The organism is Streptomyces sp. bgisy159, from assembly GCF_965341775.1.
In the GTDB taxonomy this organism is placed as follows: Bacteria; Actinomycetota; Actinomycetes; order Streptomycetales; family Streptomycetaceae; genus Streptomyces.
In genome coordinates this window covers 49,348-75,128 of record NZ_CBDQZH010000008.1, presented here as the reverse complement: position 1 = coordinate 75,128, position 25,781 = coordinate 49,348, and the positions used below count along the sequence as shown (strand labels likewise).

Sequence of the window (25,781 nt, the reverse complement as noted above, 5' to 3'; positions counted from 1 at the left end):
CTCAGTCGGCCGCCGATTGTTCCAGACGGACCACGACGGACTTGCTGGCCGGGGTGTTGCTGGTGTCCGCGGTCGCGTCCAGCGGCACCAGGACGTTGGTCTCGGGGTAGTACGCGGCGGCGCAGCCCCGCGCGGTCGGATAGACGACCACCCGGAAACCCGGCGCCCGCCGCTCCACCCCGTCCCTCCACTCGCTCACCAGATCGACGTACGAGCCGTCCGCGACGCCCAGCTCCCGCGCGTCCCCGGCGTTCACCAGGACCACCCGCCGGCCGCCCCGGATGCCCCGGTAGCGGTCGTCCAGGCCGTAGATCGTGGTGTTGTACTGGTCGTGCGAGCGCAGGGTCTGCAGCAGCAGCCGGCCCTCGGGCAGCTGCGGGAACTCCACCGGCGCGGCGGTGAAGTTGGCCTTGCCGGTGGCCGTCGGGAAGCGGCGCTCGTCGCGCGGGGCGTGCGGCAGCGCGAAGCCGCCCGGGCGGGCCACCCGCGCGTTGAAGTCCTCGAACCCGGGGACCACCCGCGCGATGCGGTCACGGATCGCCCCGTAGTCCTCCTCGAACTCCTCCCACGGCACCGAGCTGCGCTCGCCGAGCACCCGCCGGGCCAGCCGGCACACGATGGCCGGCTCGGACAGCAGGTGGGGGCTCGCCGGCTCCAGCCGGCCCCGGGAGGCGTGCACCATGCCCATGGAGTCCTCCACGGTGACGAACTGCTCGCCGCCGCCGCGCACGTCGCGCTCGGTGCGCCCGAGCGTCGGCAGGATCAGCGCCCGCGCGCCCGTGACCACGTGCGAGCGGTTGAGCTTGGTCGACACGTGCACGGTGAGCCGGGCCCGGCGCATCGCGGCCTCGGTGACCTCCGTGTCGGGAGAGGCGGCGACGAAGTTGCCGCCCATCGCGAAGAACACCTTGGCCTCGCCGTCGCGCAGCGCCCGGATCGCCCGCACGACGTCATAGCCGTGCTCGCGCGGGGGAACGAACCCGAACTCCTTCTCCAGGGCGTCCAGGAAGGCGGGCGCCGGACGCTCGAAGATGCCCATGGTGCGGTCGCCCTGCACGTTGGAGTGGCCGCGCACCGGACACACCCCCGCCCCCGGGCGGCCGATGTTCCCGCGCAGCAGGAGGAAGTTGACGACCTCGCGGATGGTCGGCACCGAGTGTTTGTGCTGGGTCAGGCCCATCGCCCAGCACACGATGGTCCGCTTCGAGGCGAGGACCATGTCCAGGGCCTGCTCGACCCGGTCACGGGTCAGGCCGGTCGCGGCCAGCGTCGCCTCCCAGTCGGCGCCGCGGGCGGCCGCCGCGAACTCCTCGTAGCCGTGCGTGTGGTCGCGCACGAACCCTTCGTCGACGGCGCCCTCCGTCTCCAGGATCAGCTTGTTGAGGAGGCGGAAGAGGGCCTGGTCGCCGCCGATGCGGATCTGCAGGAACAGGTCGGTGAGCGCCGCGCCCGCGGTGAGCCCCTTCGCCGTCTGCGGGTTCTTGAACCGCTGCAGGCCGGCCTCGGGCAGCGGGTTGACCGTGATGATCCGCGCCCCGTTCGCCTTGGCCCTCTCCAGCGCGGAGAGCATCCGCGGGTGGTTGGTGCCAGGGTTCTGCCCGGCGACGATGATCAGATCGGCCTGGTACAGGTCCTCCAGCAGGACACTGCCCTTGCCGACGCCGATCGTCTCCGACAGCGCCGAGCCGGACGACTCGTGGCACATGTTGGAGCAGTCCGGCAGGTTGTTCGTGCCCAGTTCGCGCGCGAAGAGCTGGTACAGGAACGCGGCCTCGTTGCTGGTGCGGCCGGAGGTGTAGAAGACGGCCTCGTCGGGGGAGCCGAGGGCGGCGATCTCCTCGGCGACGATGCCGAAGGCGCGCTCCCAGGTGACCGGCTCGTAGTGCGTGCCGCCCTCGGGCAGGTACACGGGGTGGGTGAGCCGGCCCTGCTGGCCGAGCCAGTAGCCGCTGCGGGTCGCGAGGTCGGCCACCGGGTGCGCGGCGAAGAACTCCGGGGTGACCCGGCGCAGGGTCGCCTCCTCGGCGACCGCCTTCGCGCCGTTCTCGCAGAACTCCGCCCGGTGCCGGTGGTCCGGCTCGGGCCAGGCGCAGCCCGGACAGTCGAAGCCGTCCTTCTGGTTGACCCGCAGCAGGGTCAGCGCCGTGCGCTTCACACCCATCTGCTCTCGGGCCATCCGCAGGGTGTGCCCGATGGCCGGCAGCCCCGCCGCCGCGTGCTGCGGCTCGTCGACCCGCGGTGCGTCCTGAACCGGGTCGGCCTTGGGCGGCTTCGATGCCATCGCACGCTCTCCTTCGACTGCGCGGGTGCGCTCCCGCGGTACGCCATCGATCCTCGCACGGGGCACCGACAGGGGCCGGTCCCCGGTCGGGTACGGGGGAGGGCTCGGCGGTGGGCCGGCGGTGGTCGTTTCCCGGCGGTGGGGCGTCGAGCGGTGTGGCGTGGCGGGGCAGGGCCGCGTGGAGGGGAGTGCGGGGGCGAGGGGAGCGCGGGCGGCGTGGAGGGGAGTGGCGGGGCGGGGCGCGCACCGGTCCGGTGACCGGCATGCCGGCGGGGGCGCCCGCTCACGGCCCGGAAGGGCGGACCGCGCCCGGCGGCGGGAGCCGCATCCGGGCGCCGGCTCCGGCGTGCGAAGCCGGCCGGTGGCGGCCGAGTGTCAGTGGGGCGTGGCAGGATCGGGGGCGTGGCAGAGACAGCATCGAAGAAGACCGACACCCCTTCCGGCGGCAGCCGCCCGCGCCTGATGCTCATGGACGGGCACTCGCTGGCCTACCGCGCGTTCTTCGCGCTGCCCGCGGAGAACTTCACCACCGCGACGGGCCAGCCGACGAACGCGATCTACGGCTTCGCGTCGATGCTGGCCAACACCCTGCGTGACGAGGCACCCACCCACTTCGCGGTCGCCTTCGACGTCTCCCGCAAGACCTGGCGCTCCGAGGAGTTCACGGAGTACAAGGCGAACCGTTCCAAGACACCGGACGAGTTCCGGGGCCAGGTGGAGCTGATCGGCGAGCTGCTCGACGCGATGCACGCCCAGCGCTTCGCCGTCGACGGCTTCGAGGCCGACGACATCATCGCCACGCTCGCGACCAGGGCCGAGGCCGAGGGCTACGAGGTGCTGATCGTCACCGGCGACCGCGACAACTTCCAGCTGATCACCGACAACGTCACGGTGCTGTACCCCACCAAGGGCGTCTCCGAGCTGACCCGGTTCACCCCGGAGAAGGTGATCGAGAAGTACGGCCTGACGCCCGCCCAGTACCCCGACTTCGCGGCCCTGCGCGGCGACCCCTCCGACAACCTCCCCGGAATCCCCGGCGTCGGAGAGAAGACCGCCGCCAAGTGGATCAACCAGTTCGGTTCGTTCGCGCAGCTGGTCGAGCGTGTCGACGAGGTCAAGGGCAAGGCCGGCCAGAACCTCCGCGACCACCTGGAGGCGGTCAAGCTCAACCGCCGCCTGACCGAGATGGTCCGCACCGTGGAGCTGGACCGCACGGTCGCCGACCTGGAGCGCGCGCCCTACGACCGCAAGGCCGTCGCGATGGTCCTGGACACCCTGGAGATCCGCAACCCGTCACTGCGCGAGCGCCTCCTCGCCGTCGACCCCGGTGCCGAGGAGGCCGAGACGACGCCGGTCGTCGCGGCCGGCGTGGAGCTGGACGGCACGGTGCTCGGCACCGGGGAGCTGGCCGGCTGGCTCACCGAGCACGCCACCGGCACCCTCGGCGTGGCCACGGTCGACACCTGGGCGCTGGGCGCCGGCTCGGTCGCCGAGATCGCGCTCGCCGCGGCCGGCGGCGCGGCCGCCTGGTTCGACCCGGCCCAGCTGGACGAGGCCGACGACAGGGCGTGGGCGGCCTGGCTCGCCGACGCCGACCAGGGCAAGATCTTCCACAACGTCAAGGGCGCGATGCGGGTCTTCGCCGAGCACGGCTGGAGCATCGCCGGTGTCGCCATGGACACCGCCCTCGCCGCCTACCTGGTCAAGCCCGGACGCCGCTCCTTCGACCTGGACGCGCTCTCCCTGGAGTACCTGGGACGCGAACTCGCCCCGGCGGCGGCCGCCGACGGCCAGCTGGCCTTCGGCGCGGACGAGGGTGCCGAGGCCGAGGCGCTCATGGTGCAGGCCCGCGCGATCCTCGACCTCGGCGAGGCGTTCCGAGGCCGCCTGGAGGACGTCGGCGCGGCCGACCTGCTGCGCGACATGGAGCTGCCCACCTCGGCGCTGCTCGCCCGCATGGAGCGGCACGGCATCGCGGCCGACCGGGCCCACCTGGAGGCCATGGAGCAGCTGTTCGCCGGCGCCGTCCAGCAGGCCGTGAAGGAGGCCCACGCGGCCGCCGGGCGCGAGTTCAACCTGGGCTCGCCCAAGCAGCTCCAGGAAGTCCTCTTCGGCGAACTGGGCCTGCCCAGGACCAAGAAGACCAAGACCGGTTACACCACCGACGCCGACGCCCTGGCCTGGCTCGCCACCCAGACGGACAACGAACTGCCCGTCATCATGCTCCGCCACCGCGAGCAGGCGAAGCTGCGGGTGACCGTCGAGGGCCTGATCAAGACCATCGCGGCGGACGGCCGCATCCACACCACCTTCAACCAGACGGTGGCGGCCACCGGACGGCTGTCCTCCACCGACCCCAACCTGCAGAACATCCCGGTCCGCACCGACGAGGGCCGCGCCATCCGTCGCGGCTTCGTCGTCGGCGGGGGCTACGAGTCCCTCATGACCGCGGACTACAGCCAGATCGAGCTGCGCGTCATGGCCCACCTCTCCGAGGACGCGGGCCTCATCGAGGCGTTCACCTCCGGCGAGGACCTGCACACCACCGCCGCGTCCCAGGTGTTCGGCGTCGAGCACTCGGCCGTGGACGCCGAGATGCGCCGCAAGATCAAGGCGATGTCGTACGGCCTGGCCTACGGCCTGTCGGCGTTCGGCCTGTCCCAGCAGCTGAACATCGAGGCCGCCGAGGCGCGCGCCCTGATGGACGCGTACTTCGACCGCTTCGGTGGCGTGCGGGACTATCTGCACCGGGTCGTCGACGAGGCGCGGGCGACCGGGTACACGGCGACCCTCTTCGGACGCCGCCGCTACCTGCCCGACCTCAACAGCGACAACCGGCAGCGCCGTGAGGCCGCCGAGCGGATGGCCCTCAACGCGCCCATCCAGGGCACGGCGGCGGACATCGTGAAGATCGCCATGCTGAAGGTGGACGGTGCCCTGCGCGAGGCGAACCTGAAGTCCCGGATGCTGCTGCAGGTCCACGACGAGATCGTCCTGGAGATCGCCCCCGGCGAGCGCGCGGCCGTGGAGGAGCTGGTCCGCCACCGGATGACCGAGGCGGTCCGGCTGCGGGCTCCCCTCGACGTCTCGGTGGGCGCGGGCTCCGACTGGGAGTCCGCCGCCCACTGACACCCTTCCGAGGGGCGGTCCGACACCCTTCCGAGGGGCGAACCCCACCGTAGGGACGGGCACCCGGCCGCCCCGCCCGTCCCTGCGCCCCCGCGCGTCCCCGCCTCCCGACCGCCTTCGCGCACCGCGGGCCGGCCACCGGTGCCCCCGGCCCGCACCCGCCGCCGCACCGCGGGCTCCCTCACCCGCGTGGCCCCCGCCGAAAGGCCCCCGCCCCCACCGCCCGCCAGGATGCCGCCATGGGTATACGCATGCTTCACCGCCGGACGGCTACCGCACGCGTTGACGCCACGGCGACCGCAGACACGCAGGTCAACCCCGACGCGGCCCCCTCCGGGCCACTCCGCGCGGTCGCCCTCGGCGCCGCCGCCCCCCGCCTCCCCGCAACCCCGCGCACGCTGCTCCGCGACACCACCGCCCCCGTGCGCCGACGGCTCGACCGCCTCCGGGACGGCACGGCGTGGCAACTGGCCCGCGGCTGCGCCGACCTCGCGCTCGGCGCCCTGAACCGGCTCCCCAGGCCGCGCACCCTGCGCCGTACCCGGCGCTCCCTGACGGTGTTCATCGCGTCGGCGGACCGCCCGGCACCACGCTGACCGCCGCCGCCGCCTCCGCCTCCGCCTCCGCCTCCGCGTTCGGCGCTCCGGTGCCTCCCGGGCCCGGGGCGGCCGGACGACGCACCCGCACCGCGACGGCGTACCCGAGGAGCCCGGCGGCCAGCCCGGCGCCCGCTCCGAAGCACACCGTGGGGACGACCTCCCACAGCTCGTCCCGGGGCCCCCGGCCGTCCCACCACACGGTCGCCCGCCGTGCCGCCGCCGCCAGCGCACAGCCCCCGACCAGCACCCCGGCCCACCAACGGACCCGGACCGACAGCATGGGCACACCGGTCGGCCCGCACGACGGCGCACGCCGCAGCGCGCGGCCGACGAACACCGCGATCACCCCGGCCGCGACCACCGAACCGCCGTACTGCAGACACCGGTACAGCGGTGAACCGGCCACCGTCCCGCCCAGCACCGGGAACAGCCGCACGCCCCACCGGCCGTGATGGGTGAACGCGTCCCACACCACGTGGGTCAGCGCACCGAGCGCGGCGGAGACGTACCACCACAGCAGGAGAGGCGGCCGTACCCGTGCGCGGGGCGCACCGCAGCGCGTCAGGGCGGCCACCGGCCCCTGCCGCTCCCGCGGCGCCAGCGCCACCAGCGGCTCGCGCACCAGCAGCCACAGCGCCGTCAGCAGCCAGGCGACGAGCACGTCGACGGTGAACACCCCGGCGACGGAGTGGGTGACGTCCCCGAACCCCATCGCGCCGGGTACGGCACTTGCCGCGTAATAGGTCATGTCGGGAGCGAAGGAACCCGAGACGAGGACGGCCGGCACCAGCCGCGCCCGTCCGCTGCCGTCGGCGCGCACGGCGGGCAGCACCGCCGCCGCATGACTCAGGGTGAACGGCAACACGGCTCCCGGGAAAGGACGTTGACGGGCCGGCGGACCCGCCGACCGGCCCGCCCAGTATGCGTGAGCCGGCCGAGCCCCCATGCGCCCGGCCCGCCGGGCAAACCTCGGCGCGAACTGGCTCCCGGCTCAAAAGAAGTTGTCGTAGGGTCGCCTGAGTACAACAGGAGACGGAGACGGGCGCTCGGGCGTCCAGGGGAGGGGTTCGGTTACATGGCGGCGCTCATCGGCAGGCGGCTGCGCAAGGGGGCGGTCACCACCGCCGTCGCGGCGGCGGCGGTCGCGGCACTCTCCGCGTCCCAGGCTCCCGGCGTCACCACGGACGACCAGGGCAGACAGAGCGCCGCCGACACACTGCCCACACCCGACGAGTCGGCCGACGACAACGCCAGCGGCGACTCGTTCTACTACACGGACCTGCCGCCGCTCAACAGCCCCAGCCCCGCGCCGGGTACCGGTACCGCCGGCCCCACGCCGGCCGCCGGCTCGACCGAGGCCGGCATACCCGCGACCGTCCTGGACGCCTACAAGAAGGCCGAGGCCTCCCTCGCCACGTCCAAGCCGGGCTGCAACCTGCCCTGGCAACTGCTCGCCGCCATCGGCAAGGTGGAGTCGGGCCAGGCCCGCGGCGGCCGCGTGAGCGCCGACGGCACCACCTACTCGCCGATCCTCGGCCCGGTCCTCGACGGCAACGGCTTCGCCAACATCTCCGACACCGACAACGGTGCCTACGACGGCGACAGCAGGTACGACCGCGCGGTCGGCCCCATGCAGTTCATCCCCTCCACGTGGGAGTGGGCGGGCCGGGACGGCAACGGCGACGGCCGGTCCGACCCGAACAACGTCTACGACGCCGCCCTCGCCGCCGGCAACTACCTGTGCCGCTTCGGCTGGGACCTGTCCACGACCGCGGACCTGCGCAAGGCGATCCTCAGCTACAACAACTCCACCGAGTACCTGCACACGGTCCTGTCCTGGCTGGAGTACTACCGCAAGGGCACCCACGAGATCCCGGACGGCACGGGCACCCTGCCCTCCCACCCCAGCGGTGGCGGGACCGGCACGGGCACCACGCCGGCCCGACCGGTCACGCCCGAGCCGGAGCCGAGCCCGCCCGCGACGCCGAAGCCGCCGTCGACCCCGAAGCCCGCCACCCCGGCTCCCGACCCGACCCCGCCCGGCACCGGCACCACCACCCCGCCCCCCACACCGCCGGGCACCATGACCCCGCCGGTCACCCCCACCGAGTCGGTCCACCACCTGGAGGCCGAGGGCGGCACCGCGCTGAGCGCGATGGCCGGCGACACCTATGCCGAGCGGATCGGCACCCGTGCCGAGACCGCCACCGGCCGGCCCGTCGCGAAGGTCCGGATCCGTTTCACCATCAGCGGCGACACCGACGCCACCTTCGAGGGCGGCGAGACCGTCGCCACGATCATCACGGACGGCACCGGCGTCGCCCTGGCGCCCGCCCTGCGGGCAGGCGAGAAGACCGGCACCTTCAAGGTCAGCGCCACCCTCGTGGGCCGCTCGGTCACGCCCGTCACCTACACCGCCACCGTCACCCAGCGCGCCGCCGACACCCTCACCCGCACCACCGGCACCGCGCTGACGTGCGTGCCGGGCGGCTCGTTCACCGAGCAGGTCGAGGTGAAGGCCACCTACCGGGGAGCCGTCGCCGACGAAGTCGCCGCCACCGCCACCCTCGTCAAGGCGGCCGACGACCCCACCGAGAACGACAAGGGCCCCTACTTCAAGGACGCCGACGACAAGCCCGTACGCACCGTCAGCCTGAAGACCGACGCCGACGGCCTGCTGAAGCTGCCGAAGCTGTACGCGGACGACACCGCCGGCACCTACCTGCTGCGCATCACGACACCCGGCGGCGCCACCCTGACCGTCGAACTGACCGTCGCGGAGGCCACCGAATCCCCGTCGGCGAGCCCGTCGCCGTCCCCGTCCGCGAGCCCGTCCCCGTCCGCGAGCCCGTCCCCGTCCACGAGCCCGTCACCCTCGGAGTCCACCGGCGGCGCGTAGCACGCCCACCCGCACGACCGACGGCGGCGCCCCCCCTCGAAGGGGGCGCCGCCGTCCCTCGTGCACGACCTGTTCTCTTCTCAACCGTCCCTTGCTACGGTGCCCGACCTGACGCCGCATCAGACACCTCAGGGTCCGGGAGGGACCGCATGCGCGCCCTGATCGCCGCCGCCACCGGTCTCGCCGTCGCGGTCGCCGCCGTCCTCGCCCTCACCGCCCTGGGCACCCCCACGGGCGGCACCTCCCCGCAACCCCTGCTGACGACGGTGCCGGCACACCCGTGACCGCCCGGGAGGGAGCCCGAGATGCGCCGCAGAGCCGGCCTGATCCTCCTCGCCCTCGCCGTGTTCTTCACGGCGCTGGCCCCCCTGCTGCGCTGGTACGCCTTCCCGCGCCTGGCGAAGGTCCCCCCGAACACCTACCAGACCATGGTCCTCCAGGCGCGCGACGCCACCCTCCTCGACTACGCCACCATGACCGCCCGCACCGTCCCCGAGGTCACCATCGTCCAGACCCTCAAGGGCGACGTCGAGGAGTCCGAGCGGATCGAGCGGACCGCAGGCCGCGACGTCGTCGTCTGGGACGGCCTCTCCTACGTCCAGGGGCCCGACGGCAAGATGGTCTCCCGCGTCCCCGAGCGCTACATCTTCGACGCCCACACCCAGGAACCCGTCCACGCCACCGGCGAGTCCGTCGACGGCGACCCGGTGCAACGCACCGGCATCGAGTTCAAATGGCCGTTCCTGACCGAAAAACGCGACTACGAGTACTTCGACGCCCAGACCCGCACCAGCGCGCCCATCCATTACCAGGGCACCCGCACCTTCCGCGGCCTGAAGGTCTACTACTTCGAACAGACGATCCCCTGGACCCGGGTCCCCATGCCCAGGACCATGCCCGTCCAGGGCATCACCCCCGAGACGGTCGCCAGGACCGGCACCACCCGCTGGTACACCACCGTCCGCAAGTTCTGGGTCGAACCGGTCACCGGGGCGCCCGTCTACGGCGAGGAGATCCACCGCGAGGAACTGCGCGGCGGCACCCTCCTCGGCGACCGGGACAAGGTCACCGCGTTCGCCGGGCACGTCAAGATGCGCGAGGACTACGTCCGGCACACCGTCGACCTGGTCAGATCCAACCGCACCGCGGTGCTCGCGCTCAGGACCTACCTGCCCGCCGGGTTCCTCGCCCTCGGCACGCTCCTGCTGGCCCTCTCCCTCCACGTCGAGGCCCGCGGCCGCCGCTCCACCGCACCGTCCCCCGCAGAACCCACCGCTCCGGAAACCGTCAGCGCCTGAGCCGCGCCCGGGTGTGCCGGGTCGGCTCGGCACCCGCCGGATCCTGCGGCCACGGATGCTTGGGATACCGGCCGCGCAACTCCGCCCGCACCCCCTGATACCCGTCCCGCCAGAACGACGCCAGATCGGCGGTCACGGCGGCGGGCCGTCCTGCCGGCGACAACAGGTGCACCAGCAACGGCACCCCCGCGACCCGCGGCGACTCCTGCAGCCCGAACATCTCCTGCAGCTTGACGGCGAGCACCGGACGCTCCGGATCCGTGTAGTCGACCCGGATCCGCGACCCGCTCGGCACGGTGATCCGCTCCGGCGCCAACTCGTCCAGCCGCCCGGCCTCCCCCGAGGCCCACGGCAGCAGCCGCCCCAGCGCCGCCCCCGCGTCGATCCGCCCGAGGTCGGCCCGCCGCCGCGCCCTGCCCAGCTCCGGCTCCAGCCACTCGTCCACGCGCGCGTGCAGCGCCTCGTCACCCACGTCGGGCCAGGGCTCGCCCAGCCGCAGCCGCAGGAACGCCAGCCGCTGCCGCAGCCCGACCGCCTCCGCCGACCAGCGCAGCAGCCCCAGCCCCTCCCGCCGCAACCCCTCCAGCAAGGCGCCGCGCACCAGGGCCGGGTCGGCATCACGCAACGGCCGCGCCGCCAGCTCGATCGTCCCCAGCCGTGTCACCCGCCGGGCCACGACATCGCCGTCGGCCCAGCGCACCTCCTTCCGCTCGTCGAGCAGCGCACCGGCGGCGAACCGCGCGACGTCCTCGTCGACGACCGCCCCCAGCCGCACGCGCGCGTGACCCCTCCCCGCAGGGCGGTCGGCGACCGCCACGACGATCCACGGCGCGCCGTGCAGCGGGGAACCCTCGGCGAGCTCCGCGCGCGTCCCCGACGCCATCAGGTACGACCCGCCGTCGGCCCTGGCCACCCGCTCGGGAAAGGCCAGCGCGGCCACGAGCCCCGGGAAGCGGTCACCGTCGGCCGCCACCGGCAGCCCCGCCGACCCGGAGCCCTCCCCGGCGACAGCCCGCAGCCGCCGCGCCTCCGCCCGCCACCGCGCGCCGTACGCGTCACCCCCGCGCCGGGCGGCCCGCAGCACCCCACCGAGATCGTCCCCGTACTCCCGCGGCGCCTCCTCGGACAGCAGCGCCACGACGTCGGCACCCTCACCGCCCGTGTCCAGCAGGGCCCGCCCGAGCCGGGGGTGCAGGCCCAGCCGGGCCAGCCGCGCCCCACGCTCCGTGACCCGCCCGGCGCCGTCCACCGCACCGACCGCCGACAGCACCGAGCGGGCCGCCGCCATCGCCCCGGCCGGCGGCGGATCCAGCAGCGCCAGCCCCGACGCCTGCGGATCGCCCCAGCACGCCGCCTGCAGGGCGAACGCCGTCAGATCCGCCACCTTGATCTCCGGGGCCGGAAAACCCGGCAGCCGGGCGTCCTCCGCCTCCGTCCAGCAGCGGTACACCGTGCCCGGCGCCTCCCGCCCGGCCCGGCCCGCCCGCTGCCGCCCGGACGCCCGCGAGGCCCGCACCGTCGCCAGCGCGCTCAGCCCGCGCGCGTGGTCCACCCGCGGCTCGCGCGCCAGCCCCGAATCCACCACCACCCGGACACCCGGCACCGTCAGCGACGACTCCGCCACCGACGTCGCCAGCACCACCCGCCGCTCCGTGCCCCGCGTGAGCACCGCGTCCTGCACGGCCGCCGGCGCCCGCCCGTGCACCTGGAGCACCGTCACCCCGCCCAGATCCCCCAACTGCGCCGCGACCCGCGCGATCTCCCCCACACCGGGCAGGAAGCACAGCACGTCCCCGGACCGCTCGGCCAGCGCCCGCCGCACCACCGACGCCACGTGCGCCAGCAGCGCCGGATCCACCCGCACACCGTGCGGTGGCCGAACCGGCCGGGCCGGCGGCGCCCACACGACCTCCACCGGGTGCGCCACGCCCTCCGCCGCCACCACCGGGGCGTCGCCCAGCAGCCGCGCCCACCCCTGTGCGTCGGTCGTCGCGGAGGCGGCCAGCAGCCGCAGCTCGGGCCGCAGCGCCTGCCGCACGTCCCACAGGAAGGCCGCCGCCGTGTCCGCGTCCAGATGCCGCTCGTGGCACTCGTCGAGCACCACGACGTCGACACCCGCCAGCTCCTGGTCGCGCTGCAACCGCTGCAGCAGCACACCGGTCGTGACGACCTCCACGCGCGCGCGGCGCCCGACGACGCGCTCCCCGCGCACCGTGTAGCCGACGTCTCCCCGACCCGCTCGCCCAGCAGCCACGCCATGCGCCGGGCGGCGGCCCGGGCCGCGATCCGCCGCGGCTCGGCGACCACCACCCGCCGGGCGGGCCCCCCGCCCGGCAGACCGGCCAGCGCGAGCGGCACCAGGGTCGTCTTCCCGGTCCCGGGCGGCGCCACCAGCACGGCGGCGCCGTGGCCCGCCAGAGCGTCCTCCAGCGCGGGCAGGGCACCGCGTACGGGCAGCGCCTCCAGCGCGTCGTGACGGATCACGCCGTCAGTCCCGTACACACGCGAAGATCGCCGTGCCCGGGATCAGACTCCCGCGCAGCGGCGACCAGCCGCCCCACTCCGAGGTGTTCCAGGCCGGCCACTCCGGCTCCACCAGGTCCACCAGCCGGAAACCGGACGCCACGATGTCGCGCACCCGGTCGCCCAGCGTGCGGTGGTGCTCCACGTAGACCGCGGCACCCCGCCCGTCCTGCTCGACGTACGGCGTGCGGTCGAAGTACGAGCCCGCCACGCTCAGCCCCTCCGGGCCCGGCTCGTCCGGGAACGCCCAGCGGATCGGATGCGTCACCGAGAACACGAACCGGCCGCCCGGGCGCAGCACCCGGCGCACCTCGCCCAGCACCTGCCGCGGATCCGCGACGAAGGGCAGCGCCCCGTACGCCGAGCAGGCCAGGTCGAAGGAGCCGTCCGCGAAGGGCAGTGCCCCCGCGTCCGCGCACACCAGCGGGAACGCGGAGCCGATGCGCAGCGCGTGCTGGAGCTGGCGGTGGGAGAGGTCCAGGGCGACCGGGCGGGCGCCCTGTGCGGCCAGCCAGCGCGCGCACTGCGCCGCGCCCGCGCCGATCTCCAGGACGTCCCGGCCCGTCAGCTCCTCCGGCGGTCCGAGGAGCTCCGCCTCGACCTCGTCCAGGCCCTCCGGGCCCCACACGAACCGGTCGTCCCCGAGGAACGTGCCGTGCTCGGTCTGGTACTCGTCCGCGTTGCGGTCCCACCAGCCCCGGTTGGCCCGGGAGCTCTCGGCGACGCCGGCGTCACGCCGCGTGGCCTCCGGCTCGGTCTGGGCGGCGGGCGCGTGCTCGGACGATACGGGCTCTTGGATGATCGGCTCCCTCGTCGTACTCTTCCGTCCAACCCGTCCGGGGGGTGAGACCCGCGGGGCTCCTCGCGCCCTGCGCGGACCCGGGGGACAGGTTGTGTGCCGGGTATGCGGCGATCCACCCCTGGTGGGCGCCTTCGCGCATTGACCATGTCCGGCTGCCCCCGTATGCTACAAGTTGCGCTGCGGGCCTGCGCACCTCAGACGTAGCAGGCTGCGCTCGCATCTGTTGTATGTCCCCTCGGTTGTCGAGGCGCCATCACCGTTTCGGTGAGGCGCTTCCTTGGCTGTCCGGCTTCTGCAGAGCGAAACGGGCTCCCGGCGTAAGCAGTACCTACGACTTCAATGTCCGTACCGGAGCCCTTTCCCACATGACGAGCAGCACCGAGACCACCGCCACCACCCCGCAGGTTGCGGTCAACGACATCGGTAACGAGGAAGCCTTCCTCGCCGCGATCGACGAGACGATCAAGTACTTCAACGACGGCGACATCGTCGACGGCGTCATCGTGAAGGTCGACCGGGACGAGGTCCTGCTCGACATCGGTTACAAGACCGAAGGTGTCATCCCGAGCCGCGAGCTCTCGATCAAGCACGACGTCGACCCCAACGAGGTCGTCGCCGTCGGAGACGAGATCGAGGCCCTGGTCCTCCAGAAGGAGGACAAGGAAGGCCGCCTGATCCTCTCGAAGAAGCGCGCCCAGTACGAGCGGGCCTGGGGCACCATCGAGAAGATCAAGGAAGAGGACGGCATCGTCACCGGTACCGTCATCGAGGTCGTCAAGGGTGGTCTCATCCTCGACATCGGCCTCCGTGGCTTCCTGCCGGCCTCCCTCGTCGAGATGCGCCGTGTCCGCGACCTCCAGCCGTACGTCGGCAAGGAGCTCGAGGCCAAGATCATCGAGCTGGACAAGAACCGCAACAACGTGGTCCTGTCCCGTCGCGCCTGGCTGGAGCAGACCCAGTCCGAGGTCCGCCAGACGTTCCTCACGACCCTCCAGAAGGGTCAGGTCCGCTCCGGCGTGGTCTCCTCGATCGTCAACTTCGGTGCCTTCGTGGACCTCGGTGGCGTCGACGGCCTGGTCCACGTCTCCGAGCTGTCCTGGAAGCACATCGACCACCCGTCCGAGGTCGTCGAGGTCGGCCAGGAAGTCACCGTCGAGGTCCTCGACGTGGACATGGACCGCGAGCGTGTCTCCCTGTCGCTGAAGGCGACCCAGGAAGACCCGTGGCAGCAGTTCGCCCGCACCCACCAGATCGGCCAGGTCGTGCCCGGCAAGGTCACGAAGCTGGTTCCGTTCGGTGCGTTCGTCCGCGTCGACGAGGGCATCGAGGGTCTGGTCCACATCTCCGAGCTGGCCGAGCGCCACGTGGAGATCCCGGAGCAGGTCGTCCAGGTCAACGACGAGATCTTCGTCAAGGTCATCGACATCGACCTCGAGCGCCGCCGCATCAGCCTCTCGCTGAAGCAGGCCAACGAGGCCTTCGGTGCCGACCCGTCCGTGGTCGAGTTCGACCCGACCCTGTACGGCATGGCCGCGTCCTACGACGACCAGGGCAACTACATCTACCCCGAGGGCTTCGACCCCGAGACCAACGACTGGCTCGAGGGCTACGAGAAGCAGCGCGAGGAGTGGGAGCGCCAGTACGCCGAGGCGCAGTCCCGCTTCGAGCAGCACCAGGCGCAGGTCATCAAGTCCCGCGAGGCGGACGAGAAGGCGGCTGCCGAGGGTGGCGAGGCCGCCGCTCCGGCCGCGACCGGTGGTGGCTCGTACTCCTCCGAGGGTGCCGACAACAGCGGCGCGCTGGCCTCGGACGAGGCGCTTGCCGCCCTGCGCGAGAAGCTGGCCGGCGGCCAGAGCTGACCGCCCACCGCTGAGGCTCAGCCACCAGCCGAGGGGCCGTACCCGTCCGGGTACGGCCCCTCGGCCGTACCCACGGCACCCGAGACCGGCGAATTCACGATCACGGGAATGCACACGCGCTGTATCTCGTTGTTCACCGTGAACACGAGGAGGAGCGGTCCAAGTGCTTGATCCGCAGGGTTTGTACGCATGGGAGCCGAAGGGCCTGGCCGTCGTCGACATGGCGCTCGCCCAGGAGTCGGCCGGACTTGTCATGCTCTACCACTTCGACGGATACATCGACGCGGGAGAGACGGGCGACCAGATCGTCGACCGGCTCCTCGACGCGCTGCCCCACCAGGTCGTCGCCCGCTTCGACCACGACCGACTGGTCGACTACCGGGCCCGCCGCCCGCTGCTCACCTTCCGGCGCGACCGCTGGACGGCGTACGAGGAGCCCGCGATCGAGGTCCGCATCGTCCAGGACGCCACCGGAGCACCCTTCCTGCTGCTGTCCGGCCCCGAACCGGACGTGGAATGGGAACGCTTCGCCGCCGCCGTACGGGAGATCGTGGAACGGCTCGGGGTCCGCCTCTCGGTCAACTTCCACGGCATCCCCATGGGCGTCCCGCACACCCGCCCCGTGGGCCTCACCCCCCACGGCAACCGCACCGACCTGGTGCCCGGCCACCGCAGCCCCTTCGACGAGGCCCAGGTGCCCGGCAGCGCCGAGTCCCTTGTCGAGTACCGCCTCATGGAAGCCGGCCACGACGTCCTGGGCGTCGCCGCGCACGTCCCCCACTACATCGCCCGGTCCCCCTACCCCGACGCGGCCCTGACCGTCCTGGAGGCCATCACGGCCGCCACCGGCCTGGTCCTGCCGGGCGTCGCCCACACACTGCGCACCGACGCCCACCGAACCCAGACCGAGATCGACCGCCAGATCCGCGAAGGCGACGAGGAACTGACCGCCCTGGTCGAAGGCCTGGAGCACCAGTACGACGCCGTCGCAGGGGCCGAGACCCGCGGCAACATGCTCGCCGAGCCGGTGGACATCCCGTCGGCCGACGAGATCGGCCGCGAGTTCGAGCGATTCCTCGCCGAGCGGGAAGGCGACGGCTGACACCGGGCGGTGCCGCCCCGCCCGCAGAGCCTAAGCTTGCGCCCATGCTGACAGTGGGCCTGACCGGCGGGATCGGCGCCGGCAAGAGCGAGGTGTCACGGCTGCTCGTCGAGTGCGGGGCCGTGCTGATCGACGCGGACCGCATCGCGCGTGACGTCGTCGCCCCCGGCACCCCCGGCCTCGCGGCCGTCGTCGACGCGTTCGGCACCGGCGTACTGACCCCCGACGGCAGCCTCGACCGGCCCAAGCTGGGCTCCCTCGTCTTCGCCGACCCCGACAAACTCGCCCTGCTCAACTCGATCGTGCACCCCCTGGTCGGCGCCCGCTCCCGCGCCCTGGAAGAGGCAGCCCCCGAGGACGCGGTGGTCGTCCACGACGTCCCGCTCCTCACCGAGAACGGCCTCGCCTCCCTGTACGACGTCGTCATCGTCGTCGACACCGACCCCGCCACCCAGCTCGACCGGCTGGTGCGGTTGCGCGGCATGACCGAGGCGGACGCCCGCGCGCGCATGGCCGCCCAGGCGACCCGCGACGAACGCCGGAAGATCGCCGACATCGTGATCGACAACGACGTACCGCTGCCGGAACTGCAACTGCGTGTGCGACAGGTGTGGGCACAACTGACGGAGCGGGCGCGAACGGCGTCGGCGGGGCCGACCGGGCGGGGATGACGTCCGCGCGGAATAGGGTTGTCCGCTGCGGGCGTTGGACCAGTGCACTCAGGGAAGGGATTCTCCGTGGCCGAAACCAGCGGTTCGACCGGACGCACTCCGGAGACCCATGTCATTGACTTCCGCGCCGCCGAGCAACTGCTCGCCGCCCGGGATCCCCGAGGCGCCGTGAAACTCCTCGACGGCGTCATCGCCGCCCACCCCGAGAACACCGCCGCCCGACTGCTGAGGGCCCGCGCGTTCTTCGCCGCCGCACAGCTGCGCCCGGCGGAACTCGAGTTCACCATCGTCCTGGAGCGGGAACCGGACAACGCCTTCGCGCACTTCGCCCTCGCCCGGACCTACCAGCGCCAGGGCCGCGACGATCAGGCCACGCGTCACTTCCGGCTGGCCGCGGCGCTGGATCCGAACCCGGAGTACCTCAAGGCCGCGCGCTTCGACAGCTGACCCGCCCTCCCGCCGCCGGACCCCGCACACCAACACGTCGCTCGAACGAGTGAACCGGTCGCCACCGGGAACGGCCCCCGGCCGACCGGCCGTTGAACGGTCATGAAGCAACAGACATGAGCGGCGCCGACAATCCGCGCCGACAAACCGCGCCGACAAGCTGACGAAGCACTGAGAAAGCGCCTCCGACCGCGATGAGTTCGGAGCCGAAGGACGGTCTGTATCCGTGACAGCAGCAATCAACCGCTCTTCACAGGAGAACCAGATGTCCGAGACCACCGCGCCCACCACCTCGGTGCCCGTCACCGTCCCGGCCGCCGGGCCTTCGGCCGAGGACGGTCCCCGATCCGGCAGCCGTGGCAGGGTCGGCCGGATCGCGCTGCGGAGCGTGCAGATACTGCTCGCGCTCTTCTTCGGGATCGCCAGCGCTCTGCCGAAGCTGATCGCCCACTCGTCGGCGGCCGAGGTCTTCGACGACATGGGCTGGGGCAGCGTCGGCATGTACACCATCGGCGTGCTGGAACTGGCCGGTGCGGTGGCCCTGCTGGTGCCGCTGCTGCAGTCGGTGGCGGCGATGGCGCTGAGCGGGCTCATGGTGGGCGCGTTCATCGTCCAGCTCACCGTCCTCGACGGGAAGAACGCCGCGACCCCGCTGATCATCATCGTGCCGCTCCTGCTCGTCGCCTGGGCCAGGAGGGAGCGGAACATCGAGCTCATGCGGTGGGTGCGGGGAACTGCGTGACGGCTCGGAAGGGGCTGGGGGCGGGGGCGGGAAGGGGTAGGGGGGAGGGGGCCGACGGAGTCACCCCTTCGCCGGCAGCGGGAGCCCCGTTACTCGCCGGAGCGGTCCCGACGTCCTTCGCCGCCTCGGCGCCGGGAACCACCTCGACGCGCCGCCCCGCTGCCGGGATCGTCACCGCCCCGGCGGTCGGCGCGGCCTCGGCCGGCCGAGCCCTCCCGGCGGGTCGCCCCCTTACCTCCGGTACCTCCGGATGTGCGGTCCCGGTCGGAGGCGGTTCCGCGAGCCGTCGAGTCGGTCGGCTCGTTCCGCTCGGGCGTGCTGTCCGACGCGGTGGGCGGGTCGAAGATCGCGGGGTCGTCGAAGGGCGGGGGAGGGGTCAGGGGGTCGAAGTCGCTCAGGCCGCGGAGGCGGTCGAGTTCCCGGCGGTCGCGCTTGGTGGGACGACCGGCACCGCGGTCACGGATGGCGACGGGGGCGACGGCCGCACGGGGCGGTGGCGGGGGGCTGTTGTCGACGTAGCACTGAGCGGCCACGGGGGCACCCACCCGCTTGCGGATCAGACGGGTGACGACGACGATCCGCTCGCGGCCGTCCTGCCGGACCCGCACCTCGTCACCGACGCGTACGGAGTGGGCGGGCTTCACCCGCTCGCCGTTGATCCGTACGTGGCCGCCCCGGCAGGCGGTGGCGCCCTGCGAGCGGGTCTTGACCAGCCGTACGGACCAGATCCAGGTGTCGACGCGCACGGAGGTCCCGGGCGGGGGAGCGGCGGCCTCGGCGGCCGCCACCGCGGCGGCGGTCTTCGGGTCCGGGGCGGTCGTGGGCGCCTGGTCGGCGGCCTGCCGCGGGTCGCCCGTCGTCTCGTGGTCCGCACCATCAGAAACCATGTACCCGACCTTAGCCGCCGGGTGGCAGGCGCCCGAACGGTTTCCGGGCGCCCCGGCCGCCCGGGCCCTCCTGCGTGGGCCGGACCATGTCGGCCCTACCGTGGAGGGATGGACACCAGCGGTCCCGCCGGTCTGTCCGGCCTCGACGAGCGGATCGCCGACTGCCGGGCCTGCCCCCGGCTGGTCGACTGGCGGGAGGAGGTCGCCCGCACGAAGCGGGCCGCTTTCACCGAGTGGACGTACTGGGGGCGCCCGGTTCCCGGCTTCGGACCGGACGACGCCCGGCTGTTGATCGTGGGGCTCGCGCCGGCCGCGCACGGGGGCAACCGCACCGGGCGGATGTTCACCGGCGACCGGTCCGGGGACGTGCTGTACCGGGCGCTGCACGAGGTGGGGCTGGCCTCGCAGCCGGAGGCCGTGTCACGTGACGACGGGCTGCGGCTGCTCGGGGTCCGGGTCACCTCCCCGGTGCACTGCGCGCCGCCCGCGAACCGTCCGACGCCCGGCGAGCGCGACACCTGTCGGCCGTGGCTCGTGCAGGAGCTGCGGCTGCTGAGGCCCACCCTGCGGGCGGTGATCGTTCTCGGCGGGTTCGGTTGGCAGGCGGCGCTGCCGGCGTTCGCCGACGCGGGGTGGCGGGTGCCCAGACCCCGGCCCGCCTTCGCGCACGGCACGCGCGTGACGCTCGATCCACCGGATGGGGGTGCACACCGCCTTGAGGTCTTCGGGTGCTTCCACGTCAGCCAGCGCAACACCTTCACCGGGCGGCTGACCCCCGAGATGCTGCGCGAGGTGCTGCGCACGGCGGCCGCGGCGGCGGGATTGCCGTGAACGCCGCGCCTCCCGCTCGGGATCCAGCCCGTGCTTCGGCCGCCCCGCCGCATGCGGAGACCGAACCTCGCCGACCGCACCACACACCGCCGGACGCCTGCGGCAACGGGGACGCCGACAGACTGGGCTGCGGAAGTACTCCCATGCGGGCTGCTGCTCGACGGGAGCGTCCACGGGTCGGCAGGGGGCGAGCGGTGGTCGGCCTGCGCCCGCTTTCAGCATGTGCCGACGGGCGCGCCGCGGGACGCCGGGGGTGAGGGCCCCGCAGTGATCGGGTGGTGACTGGCGGGATCAAGGCGACTCCTGGGAGGGAAGGACCGGCATCCCACCGATCACCGGCGGCGGCACCACACGCATCCGCGTTCCCGGACGGCCGCCGGGCGGCGCCGAAGCACCTTCGGACGGAGCCGAGGGAACGTCCCACGACGCCGAAAGGTCGTCATGCGGTGCCGAGGAACTGTCGGGCGACGCCGGGACGCCGCCCGGCGGTGCCGGACGACCGCCGAGCGTTCGAGGCGGGACGTCCGGCGTGCACGGGCTGTCGACCCGCCAGCCGCTCGCCCGCGCCTCCCGTTCGAAGTGCTCGATCCTGTGGGCAAGCCCCTCGGGCTCCCCGATGCCGCAGGACCAGGCCGCGGCGCGGGCCCGCTGTTCCTCCCCGCGCACCAGCGGCCACCCCCGTACGGCGAGATGCAGCGCCAGCGTCGAACGCGCGTACAGCCCCACGAGGTCCCTCGGGTCCGAGAAGTACCGGTACTCCTCGGTCTCCCGCAGCCGCAGCCACGGCCCGTGCCGACCGGCCACGAGGTAGGGCATCCAGGAGCTGTCGGCGGTCCCCGCGCCCCGCTCGACGAGGAGCGTCATCTCGTCTCCCGTCGGCCGTACTTCGTAGCGGGGCAGACAGGACAGCCGGGCCAGGCCGAGGTCGTGCTTCCAGGAGGTGAGCCAGAGCCCACGGCGGAGGTAGTAGCGCACGGTCGCCTGCCAGGTCCAGTGCGTGGCCAGCCGGAACCCGTGCAGCCCTTCGGCGCGGCAGGCCTCGTACACCGTGTCCAGGGCGGTGGTGGCCCGCCCCTGCCGCCGGGTCACGGGATGGACGTAGAGCGATGACAAGCCCAGCGCTCCCGCCGCCATGGGCCAGGTGCCGAGGGCGAGGGTGCCGACCTCGCCGGGTCGGCCGTCCGGCGGGAGGATCCAGTACCGCCTGCGGAACTCGTCCTCGCCCGGGCGGGACCGCCCGTCGGTGCCGAGCCGTAGCCGAAGCCGCTTCTCGTCCCGCGCGGTCAGCGAGTCGGGATCGAGGCACGTGCCGAGCGCCCCTTCGGCGAGCGAGGCCAGGTCCCAGAGTGCGAACCGCCGTCCCTCGTCCAGCCGGACAGGGCGGAACTCGGGTCGGGCTGCCAGCAGTTCGTGCACCCGCAGGGCTCGGGCGTGATCGTCTTTCATGCGCCCGGAGCGTAGGGACGTCCGCCGTCCGCCGCGCGGCCGTCGTGGAACTCCGTTCGGGCAGGTCATCCGCACGACGGACCAACTCCCGGGGCGGGCATACGACGCTCGCACTCGCGTGCGAGATGCGGGTAGGCCTCGGAGATGGCCGCGTACACCCGCCGCGCCAGCAGCGCCGCCGCGGCGCTCCGGCCCGTGCTGCCGCGCAGGCCACGCAGCAACTCGTCGTAACGGGTGAGGTGATGGAGCAGGTAGTCGACCTGGTGGCGGGCCGTTGCGGTGGGGGTGTCCGACGGCCACCCCTCCGGGGGAGCCGGGGAATCCGGGGGCGTTGTGGCGGCGCCGCCGGGGCCGCCGTGCCCACCCCACCCCGCGTGGTGCTCGGCTGCCAGGGCCGCGAGCCGGGCCGGGGCCATACGCGGCACCTCGATGGGCTCCGCCGCGATCCTCGCCAGCACCTCCTTGCGCCGACGCAGCGCTGCCGCTCGCGCGGCGGCCGACCGGCGCGCGGCGTCCCCCGCCGCCGTTCGGAACTCCGCGCTGCGCTCGGCCGTCACCACCCGTTCCCACCGGTACAGCCGGATCTGCGGGGCGGTGGGGAAGTGCGGGTTGGGCCGCCTCGAATCCGCGGGCCCGAGCAACCGCCGCACCATGCCGGGGCTCCAGCCCCGGGTCCTCAGGCCGGCCGTGGACAGGAACCGACCCTTCTGCTCCTCTGCAGGCATGTCTGGCATCTCTCAAATCCCCCGTCGTCATTACTCTGCGTGACGATTTCATTGATAACGCGCCCCACTGACAACGCCCCGCGCCTCAGGCGGGCGTCGTCCCCGGACGGCAGGCGTCGTCCCTGAGGCGGGCCTCGTCCCCACGCCTCGTCACCCAGGGGTAACAGGCACGTCCCCGACCGTTCGCACGCCCGCCCTACCCTGGACCGCACCGTCCCGAGCCCGGTCACCGTCGCCCGAAGGCACACCCCGCCCTCGCCCGACAGGAGCCTCGTGTCCCGCGCCACCCCCGCTCTGCCGCCCTGGCTCGCCCATGCCCTGCACACCCAGCGCGGGCCCGTGCCCTGGAGCGCGGTGGTGCGCGGCGCGTCGGCGGGCGGGCCGTCGCTGATGCTGGCCATGGCCGTCGGGCACACGTCGCTCGGCGTGATCGCCGCCGTCGCCGCCATGCTCGCCGGGATCAACGACCGCCCCGGAGGCCGACGCGCCGCCGTCCGCCGCATCGGCGTGCCCGCCCTCGCCGGAGCGGCCGGGCTGCTCGCCGGGACGTACGCCGGGGACCGGCTCGGGGCCGTCCCGCTGACCCTGCACCTGGCGGTCCTCGGGCTGCTCGCGGGCGCCGTCAGCGCCGTGGGTCCGATCGCCTCCGCGTCCGGTACCCAACTGCTCGTCATGGCCGCCGTCGGCGCCGGGATGCCGCTGCCCGAGGGCGGGGAGGCACGTCCCCTGGCCTATCTCGCCGGTGCCGTCTGGCTGCTCACGCTGCGGCTGATGCTGCCCACGCCCCGCTCCGGCCCCGGAGACTTCCGGTTCGCCGAGGAGCGGACGGCCGTCGCCCAGGTGTACGACGCCGTCGCCGCGCTCCTCGACGCCGTCGGCAGCCCGCAGGCCACCGCCCGGCGCGCCGCGCTCACCGCCGCGCTCGACCACGCGCAGGACGCCCTCGGCGGACCTCGCCTGCGCCGCCGCGGCGGCTCCGCGGCCGAGCGGCGGCTGCACGCCCGCTACGCCGCCGCGCTGCCCCTCGCCGAGGCCGCGACCGCGCTCGCCTGGGCCGGTGCTGCCCTGGCCGGGCGGATCGCCGAGGGGTCACGGCGGCTGGCCGCCGCGGTACGCGCGGACGCCCCCGCCGGGCCGCTGCCCGCGCCCCTGCGCGACACGCCCGGTCTGCGCGCGCTCGACGACGCGTTGCTGCACGCCGCCGACGCCTTCGACCGGGGAAACGGCGGCCGACTGCGCCACCGGCGGCGGACGGCGCGCGAACTGCTGAGGGCCGCCTCCGGGGCCGGTGGGCGGGAGTACGGCGTGCGCGTCGCCCTCTGCTTCGGGTGCGCCGCCGGTGCGGCCCAGGCACTGCACCACACCCACTGGTACGGACAGCACACCCACTGGTACTGGCTGCCCGTCACGGCCGTCTTCCTCGTCAAGCCGGACCTCGGGCCGTTGGTCTCGCGGGTGCTGTGCCGGGCCGCCGGGACCGTGCTCGGGGCGCTGCTGTTCGCCGGACTCGCCGCCGTACTGCCCCGGCCTGAGGGGCTGGTGGCGCTCGTCGTCGTCAGCGGCGCCCTGATCCCGTTGGCGACCCGGCACTTCGCCGCGCAGACCGCCGTCGTGACGGTCCTGGTGCTGGCCCTGGTGATGGTCGGCGGAGAGCCCCAGGCGGCCCTCGGCCGGATCGGGGAGACCCTGCTCGCCTGCGTGATCGTGCTGGTCGCCGGTCATCTGCCGCTGCCCGGTGGACGGGGCGGGCGAGTGCGGGCCCGCCTGACCACCGCCGTCGCCGCAGCGGACGCCTACCTCGCCCATGTCCTCGCCGGCGCCGCGGAGCACTGCGCGGGCGGGGCCTACCGGGCGCTCACCGGGCCACCCGACGACCGTGCCGCCCGCTGGGCCCTGCGGCGCGAGGCCTACCGGACGCTCGCCGAGGCCCGTACCGCCATCGCTGTGGCCGCCGCCGAACTGCCCTCCCTCGCCCGGCACACCGACGGAACCGACCAGGTCGCCGCACTCCTCGAACGGCTCGTCGACACCACCACCGCCTACGCCGTCCACCTGGACGACACCGGGTGGCCGGCGCCGCCGTACGCCGAGCGGATCGGCACACTGCTGACCGAACTCGCCCGCCGGGGCCGCGTACTGCCGACGGTCCGGCCCGGGGGAGGCGCCCTCCCGCCGGGGCCCTCTCCCCGTTCCGGGCAGCACGCCCCCGCGCCTCTTCCGGCGTGCGAACGCGCCGCCCTACGTTGAACCCATGACGTCCGCCTCCCCCGCCGATCTCCTCATCACCGGCTGCACCGTGCTCCAGCACGACGAACAGGAGCGGATCGGCTTCCGCGAGGACGCCGCCGTCGTCATCCGCGACGGACTCGTCGACTCCGTCGTCGACGCCGCCGGCACCGCCGGTCTCCCCGCCGCCGAACGCATCGACGCCCGCGGGCAGGTCGCGCTCCCCGGGCTGGTCGACTGCCACACCCACGCGCCGATGGTCGCCCTGCGCGGCCTCGCCGCGCGGCTACCTCAAGTTCGCCTGGCCCACCACCACCCCGGTCCGCGCCCTGCGGGAGGCGCGCGTCCCCGTCGGACTGGCCACCGACGGCGCCGCCTCCAACAACACCCTCGACGTGTGGGAGGCGATGGCCCTCACCGCTCTCGTCCAGAAGGCGGAGACCCGTGACCCCCGATGGCTGACCGCCCGTCAGGCCCTGCACCACGCCACCCTGCAGAGCGCCCGGGCGGTCGGGCTCGGCGACATCGTCGGCTCCATCGCCCCCGGCCGTCGCGCCGACCTGATCCTCGTCGACCTCACCGGCCCGCACACGCAGCCCGTGCACGACCTCGCCGCGACCCTCGTGCACAGCGCCCGCTCCGCCGACGTGCGCACCACCGTCGTGGACGGGCGGGTGCTGATGCGGGACCGCGAGTTGCTCACGATCGACGTGCCGTCCGTCACGCGTGAGTTGACCGCGCGCCTGCCCGCCCTGACCGACCGGAGTCACGGCGGACGGATCCAGGACTACGACACCTGAGGGCGTGACCCGCCTCCGGCCCGGAGCCGGACATCGTGCCGCTGCCGCCCCGCACGGGTGGGCCAAGTGGGGCATTCTCGTTCATGTCGGTGCGAATGGACTGTCCTCGTCGGTGCCGTTGGGGAGGGAGCCGACATCACGACACGTGCGGCTTCTGATGCGGAACGTATCGGTCCCGTTCGTAAGGTGATCGGATTCTCACAGTCCGCGATGGACTGGTGTCACCTATGTCTCAGTCATGTCACCGAGCAGGGTGTCCGGCCCTCGGAGGGCGTTAACTCCTACAGGTACGACGCTTCTGGAGGTGCGAGATGGTGAACGGGCGAACCGTGCTCGAACGCTTTCCCGCCGGTGGTCCGCGGGGATCCTGGCCCGCGGAGGAGTTCGCGCACGCGCGACGCATGGAGGGACTGCCGGCCGAGGTGGTCATGGACCTCGCGACGGACACGTTCCTGGTGATCGTCCGGAGCGGCGGAAGCGCGGAGTGACCGGCAGGTGACCGGAGTGACGAGGG

General features: G+C 73.6%; 19 protein-coding genes and 2 pseudogenes. 14 read left to right on the top strand and 7 right to left on the bottom strand.

The genetic code is table 11. The annotated features are described in order from the left end of the window. Position 1: 1 nt before the first annotated feature. Entirely contained in the window at positions 2 to 2,281 is a 2,280-nt protein-coding gene (locus ACSLTV_RS10800; RefSeq protein WP_435612027.1) for an FdhF/YdeP family oxidoreductase, read from the bottom strand. 402 nt (positions 2,282 to 2,683) lie between these two features. On the opposite strand from ACSLTV_RS10800, the gene polA reads away from it, so the two are divergent. Further along, positions 2,684 to 5,410: a DNA polymerase I gene (gene polA / locus ACSLTV_RS10795; RefSeq protein WP_432156597.1), complete on the top strand. Its 2,727-nt coding sequence runs from the start codon at positions 2,684 to 2,686 to the stop codon at positions 5,408 to 5,410. Positions 5,411 to 5,649: 239 nt separating this feature from the next. Further along, entirely contained in the window at positions 5,650 to 6,006 is a 357-nt protein-coding gene (locus tag ACSLTV_RS10790; RefSeq protein ID WP_432136029.1) for a hypothetical protein, read from the top strand. On the opposite strand, the gene ACSLTV_RS10785 is transcribed toward ACSLTV_RS10790, so the two are convergent. Next, positions 5,972 to 6,871 (bottom strand): DUF4184 family protein, encoded by a 900-nt coding sequence (locus tag ACSLTV_RS10785; protein WP_435612026.1) that lies wholly within the window; start codon positions 6,869 to 6,871, stop codon positions 5,972 to 5,974. The two genes, ACSLTV_RS10790 and ACSLTV_RS10785, sit on opposite strands and share 35 nt — an antisense overlap. Before the next feature lie 213 nt (positions 6,872 to 7,084). Here ACSLTV_RS10785 and ACSLTV_RS10780 point away from each other — a divergent pair, with 213 nt between their 5' ends. From ACSLTV_RS10780 to ACSLTV_RS10770, 3 genes are all read left to right on the top strand, one after another. Further along, positions 7,085 to 8,908, top strand: a complete 1,824-nt coding sequence (locus ACSLTV_RS10780) for a lytic transglycosylase domain-containing protein (RefSeq protein ID WP_435612025.1) — start codon at positions 7,085 to 7,087, stop codon at positions 8,906 to 8,908. Positions 8,909 to 9,057: 149 nt separating this feature from the next. After that, complete coding sequence (locus ACSLTV_RS10775; protein WP_432136032.1) at positions 9,058 to 9,192, top strand: SPW_0924 family protein; 135 nt, start codon at positions 9,058 to 9,060, stop codon at positions 9,190 to 9,192. 21 nt (positions 9,193 to 9,213) lie between these two features. Continuing rightward, on the top strand, positions 9,214 to 10,206 hold the full coding sequence (locus ACSLTV_RS10770; RefSeq protein WP_432136033.1) for a DUF3068 domain-containing protein: 993 nt from the start codon (positions 9,214 to 9,216) through the stop codon (positions 10,204 to 10,206). Here the strand turns inward: ACSLTV_RS10770 and hrpB are convergent. Next, a pseudogene (gene hrpB, locus ACSLTV_RS10765) lies at positions 10,196 to 12,690 on the bottom strand (ATP-dependent helicase HrpB). The gene ACSLTV_RS10770 and the pseudogene hrpB overlap by 11 nt on opposite strands. A 4-nt stretch (positions 12,691 to 12,694) precedes the next feature. Next, positions 12,695 to 13,531 carry a class I SAM-dependent methyltransferase gene (locus tag ACSLTV_RS10760; RefSeq protein WP_432136083.1) on the bottom strand — a complete coding sequence of 279 codons (837 nt, stop codon included), beginning with the start codon at positions 13,529 to 13,531 and terminating at the stop codon, positions 12,695 to 12,697. A 365-nt stretch (positions 13,532 to 13,896) separates the two neighbouring features. On the opposite strand from ACSLTV_RS10760, the gene rpsA reads away from it, so the two are divergent. The 5 genes from rpsA to ACSLTV_RS10735 all read left to right on the top strand — a co-directional run bounded on the left by rpsA (position 13,897) and on the right by ACSLTV_RS10735 (position 18,352). Next, entirely contained in the window at positions 13,897 to 15,390 is a 1,494-nt protein-coding gene (gene rpsA, locus ACSLTV_RS10755) for a 30S ribosomal protein S1 (RefSeq protein ID WP_432136035.1), read from the top strand. Positions 15,391 to 15,553: 163 nt separating this feature from the next. Next, entirely contained in the window at positions 15,554 to 16,492 is a 939-nt protein-coding gene (locus ACSLTV_RS10750) for a PAC2 family protein (RefSeq protein ID WP_432136036.1), read from the top strand. 44 nt (positions 16,493 to 16,536) lie between these two features. Then, positions 16,537 to 17,163, top strand: a complete 627-nt coding sequence (gene coaE, locus ACSLTV_RS10745) for a dephospho-CoA kinase (RefSeq protein ID WP_432136037.1) — start codon at positions 16,537 to 16,539, stop codon at positions 17,161 to 17,163. 66 nt (positions 17,164 to 17,229) lie between these two features. Then, on the top strand, positions 17,230 to 17,610 hold the full coding sequence (locus ACSLTV_RS10740) for a tetratricopeptide repeat protein (protein ID WP_432136038.1): 381 nt from the start codon (positions 17,230 to 17,232) through the stop codon (positions 17,608 to 17,610). A 265-nt stretch (positions 17,611 to 17,875) separates the two neighbouring features. Continuing rightward, on the top strand, positions 17,876 to 18,352 hold the full coding sequence (locus ACSLTV_RS10735; protein WP_432156593.1) for a DoxX family protein: 477 nt from the start codon (positions 17,876 to 17,878) through the stop codon (positions 18,350 to 18,352). A gap of 89 nt (positions 18,353 to 18,441) precedes the next feature. Here ACSLTV_RS10735 and ACSLTV_RS10730 read toward each other — a convergent pair whose 3' ends face one another. Further along, positions 18,442 to 19,239, bottom strand: coding sequence for an RNA-binding S4 domain-containing protein (locus tag ACSLTV_RS10730; protein ID WP_435612024.1), 798 nt, complete (start codon positions 19,237 to 19,239; stop codon positions 18,442 to 18,444). 108 nt (positions 19,240 to 19,347) lie between these two features. Here ACSLTV_RS10730 and ACSLTV_RS10725 point away from each other — a divergent pair, with 108 nt between their 5' ends. Then, positions 19,348 to 20,070 carry a uracil-DNA glycosylase gene (locus ACSLTV_RS10725; protein WP_435612023.1) on the top strand — a complete coding sequence of 241 codons (723 nt, stop codon included), beginning with the start codon at positions 19,348 to 19,350 and terminating at the stop codon, positions 20,068 to 20,070. 291 nt (positions 20,071 to 20,361) lie between these two features. Here ACSLTV_RS10725 and ACSLTV_RS10720 read toward each other — a convergent pair whose 3' ends face one another. Both ACSLTV_RS10720 and ACSLTV_RS10715 read right to left on the bottom strand, forming a co-directional pair. Continuing rightward, positions 20,362 to 21,516: a GNAT family N-acetyltransferase gene (locus ACSLTV_RS10720; protein WP_435612022.1), complete on the bottom strand. Its 1,155-nt coding sequence runs from the start codon at positions 21,514 to 21,516 to the stop codon at positions 20,362 to 20,364. A 65-nt stretch (positions 21,517 to 21,581) separates the two neighbouring features. Then, positions 21,582 to 22,241, bottom strand: a complete 660-nt coding sequence (locus tag ACSLTV_RS10715; RefSeq protein WP_435612021.1) for a hypothetical protein — start codon at positions 22,239 to 22,241, stop codon at positions 21,582 to 21,584. A 273-nt stretch (positions 22,242 to 22,514) separates the two neighbouring features. On the opposite strand from ACSLTV_RS10715, the gene ACSLTV_RS10710 reads away from it, so the two are divergent. The 3 genes and pseudogenes from ACSLTV_RS10710 to ACSLTV_RS10700 all read left to right on the top strand — a co-directional run bounded on the left by ACSLTV_RS10710 (position 22,515) and on the right by ACSLTV_RS10700 (position 25,755). Further along, on the top strand, positions 22,515 to 24,488 hold the full coding sequence (locus ACSLTV_RS10710; protein WP_435612020.1) for an FUSC family protein: 1,974 nt from the start codon (positions 22,515 to 22,517) through the stop codon (positions 24,486 to 24,488). A 4-nt stretch (positions 24,489 to 24,492) separates the two neighbouring features. Next, a pseudogene (locus ACSLTV_RS10705) lies at positions 24,493 to 25,267 on the top strand (amidohydrolase family protein). 311 nt (positions 25,268 to 25,578) lie between these two features. Further along, complete coding sequence (locus ACSLTV_RS10700; protein ID WP_432136045.1) at positions 25,579 to 25,755, top strand: hypothetical protein; 177 nt, start codon at positions 25,579 to 25,581, stop codon at positions 25,753 to 25,755. The last annotated feature ends 26 nt before the right edge of the window (positions 25,756 to 25,781 follow it).

What these genes read in the sequence shown, in the direction of transcription:
- ACSLTV_RS10720 (WP_435612022.1), bottom strand. Translation starts at nt 21,516, where the DNA reads ATGAAAGACGATCACGCCCGAGCCCTGCGGGTGCACGAACTGCTGGCA.
- ACSLTV_RS10780 (WP_435612025.1), top strand. Translation starts at nt 7,085, where the DNA reads ATGGCGGCGCTCATCGGCAGGCGGCTGCGCAAGGGGGCGGTCACCACC.
- ACSLTV_RS10770 (WP_432136033.1), top strand. Translation starts at nt 9,214, where the DNA reads ATGCGCCGCAGAGCCGGCCTGATCCTCCTCGCCCTCGCCGTGTTCTTC.
- ACSLTV_RS10790 (WP_432136029.1), top strand. Translation starts at nt 5,650, where the DNA reads ATGGGTATACGCATGCTTCACCGCCGGACGGCTACCGCACGCGTTGAC.
- ACSLTV_RS10800 (WP_435612027.1), bottom strand. Translation starts at nt 2,281, where the DNA reads ATGGCATCGAAGCCGCCCAAGGCCGACCCGGTTCAGGACGCACCGCGG.
- ACSLTV_RS10775 (WP_432136032.1), top strand. Translation starts at nt 9,058, where the DNA reads ATGCGCGCCCTGATCGCCGCCGCCACCGGTCTCGCCGTCGCGGTCGCC.
- ACSLTV_RS10730 (WP_435612024.1), bottom strand. Translation starts at nt 19,239, where the DNA reads ATGGTTTCTGATGGTGCGGACCACGAGACGACGGGCGACCCGCGGCAG.
- ACSLTV_RS10725 (WP_435612023.1), top strand. Translation starts at nt 19,348, where the DNA reads ATGGACACCAGCGGTCCCGCCGGTCTGTCCGGCCTCGACGAGCGGATC.
- ACSLTV_RS10735 (WP_432156593.1), top strand. Translation starts at nt 17,876, where the DNA reads ATGTCCGAGACCACCGCGCCCACCACCTCGGTGCCCGTCACCGTCCCG.
- coaE (WP_432136037.1), top strand. Translation starts at nt 16,537, where the DNA reads ATGCTGACAGTGGGCCTGACCGGCGGGATCGGCGCCGGCAAGAGCGAG.
- ACSLTV_RS10700 (WP_432136045.1), top strand. Translation starts at nt 25,579, where the DNA reads ATGGTGAACGGGCGAACCGTGCTCGAACGCTTTCCCGCCGGTGGTCCG.
- ACSLTV_RS10715 (WP_435612021.1), bottom strand. Translation starts at nt 22,241, where the DNA reads ATGCCTGCAGAGGAGCAGAAGGGTCGGTTCCTGTCCACGGCCGGCCTG.
- rpsA (WP_432136035.1), top strand. Translation starts at nt 13,897, where the DNA reads ATGACGAGCAGCACCGAGACCACCGCCACCACCCCGCAGGTTGCGGTC.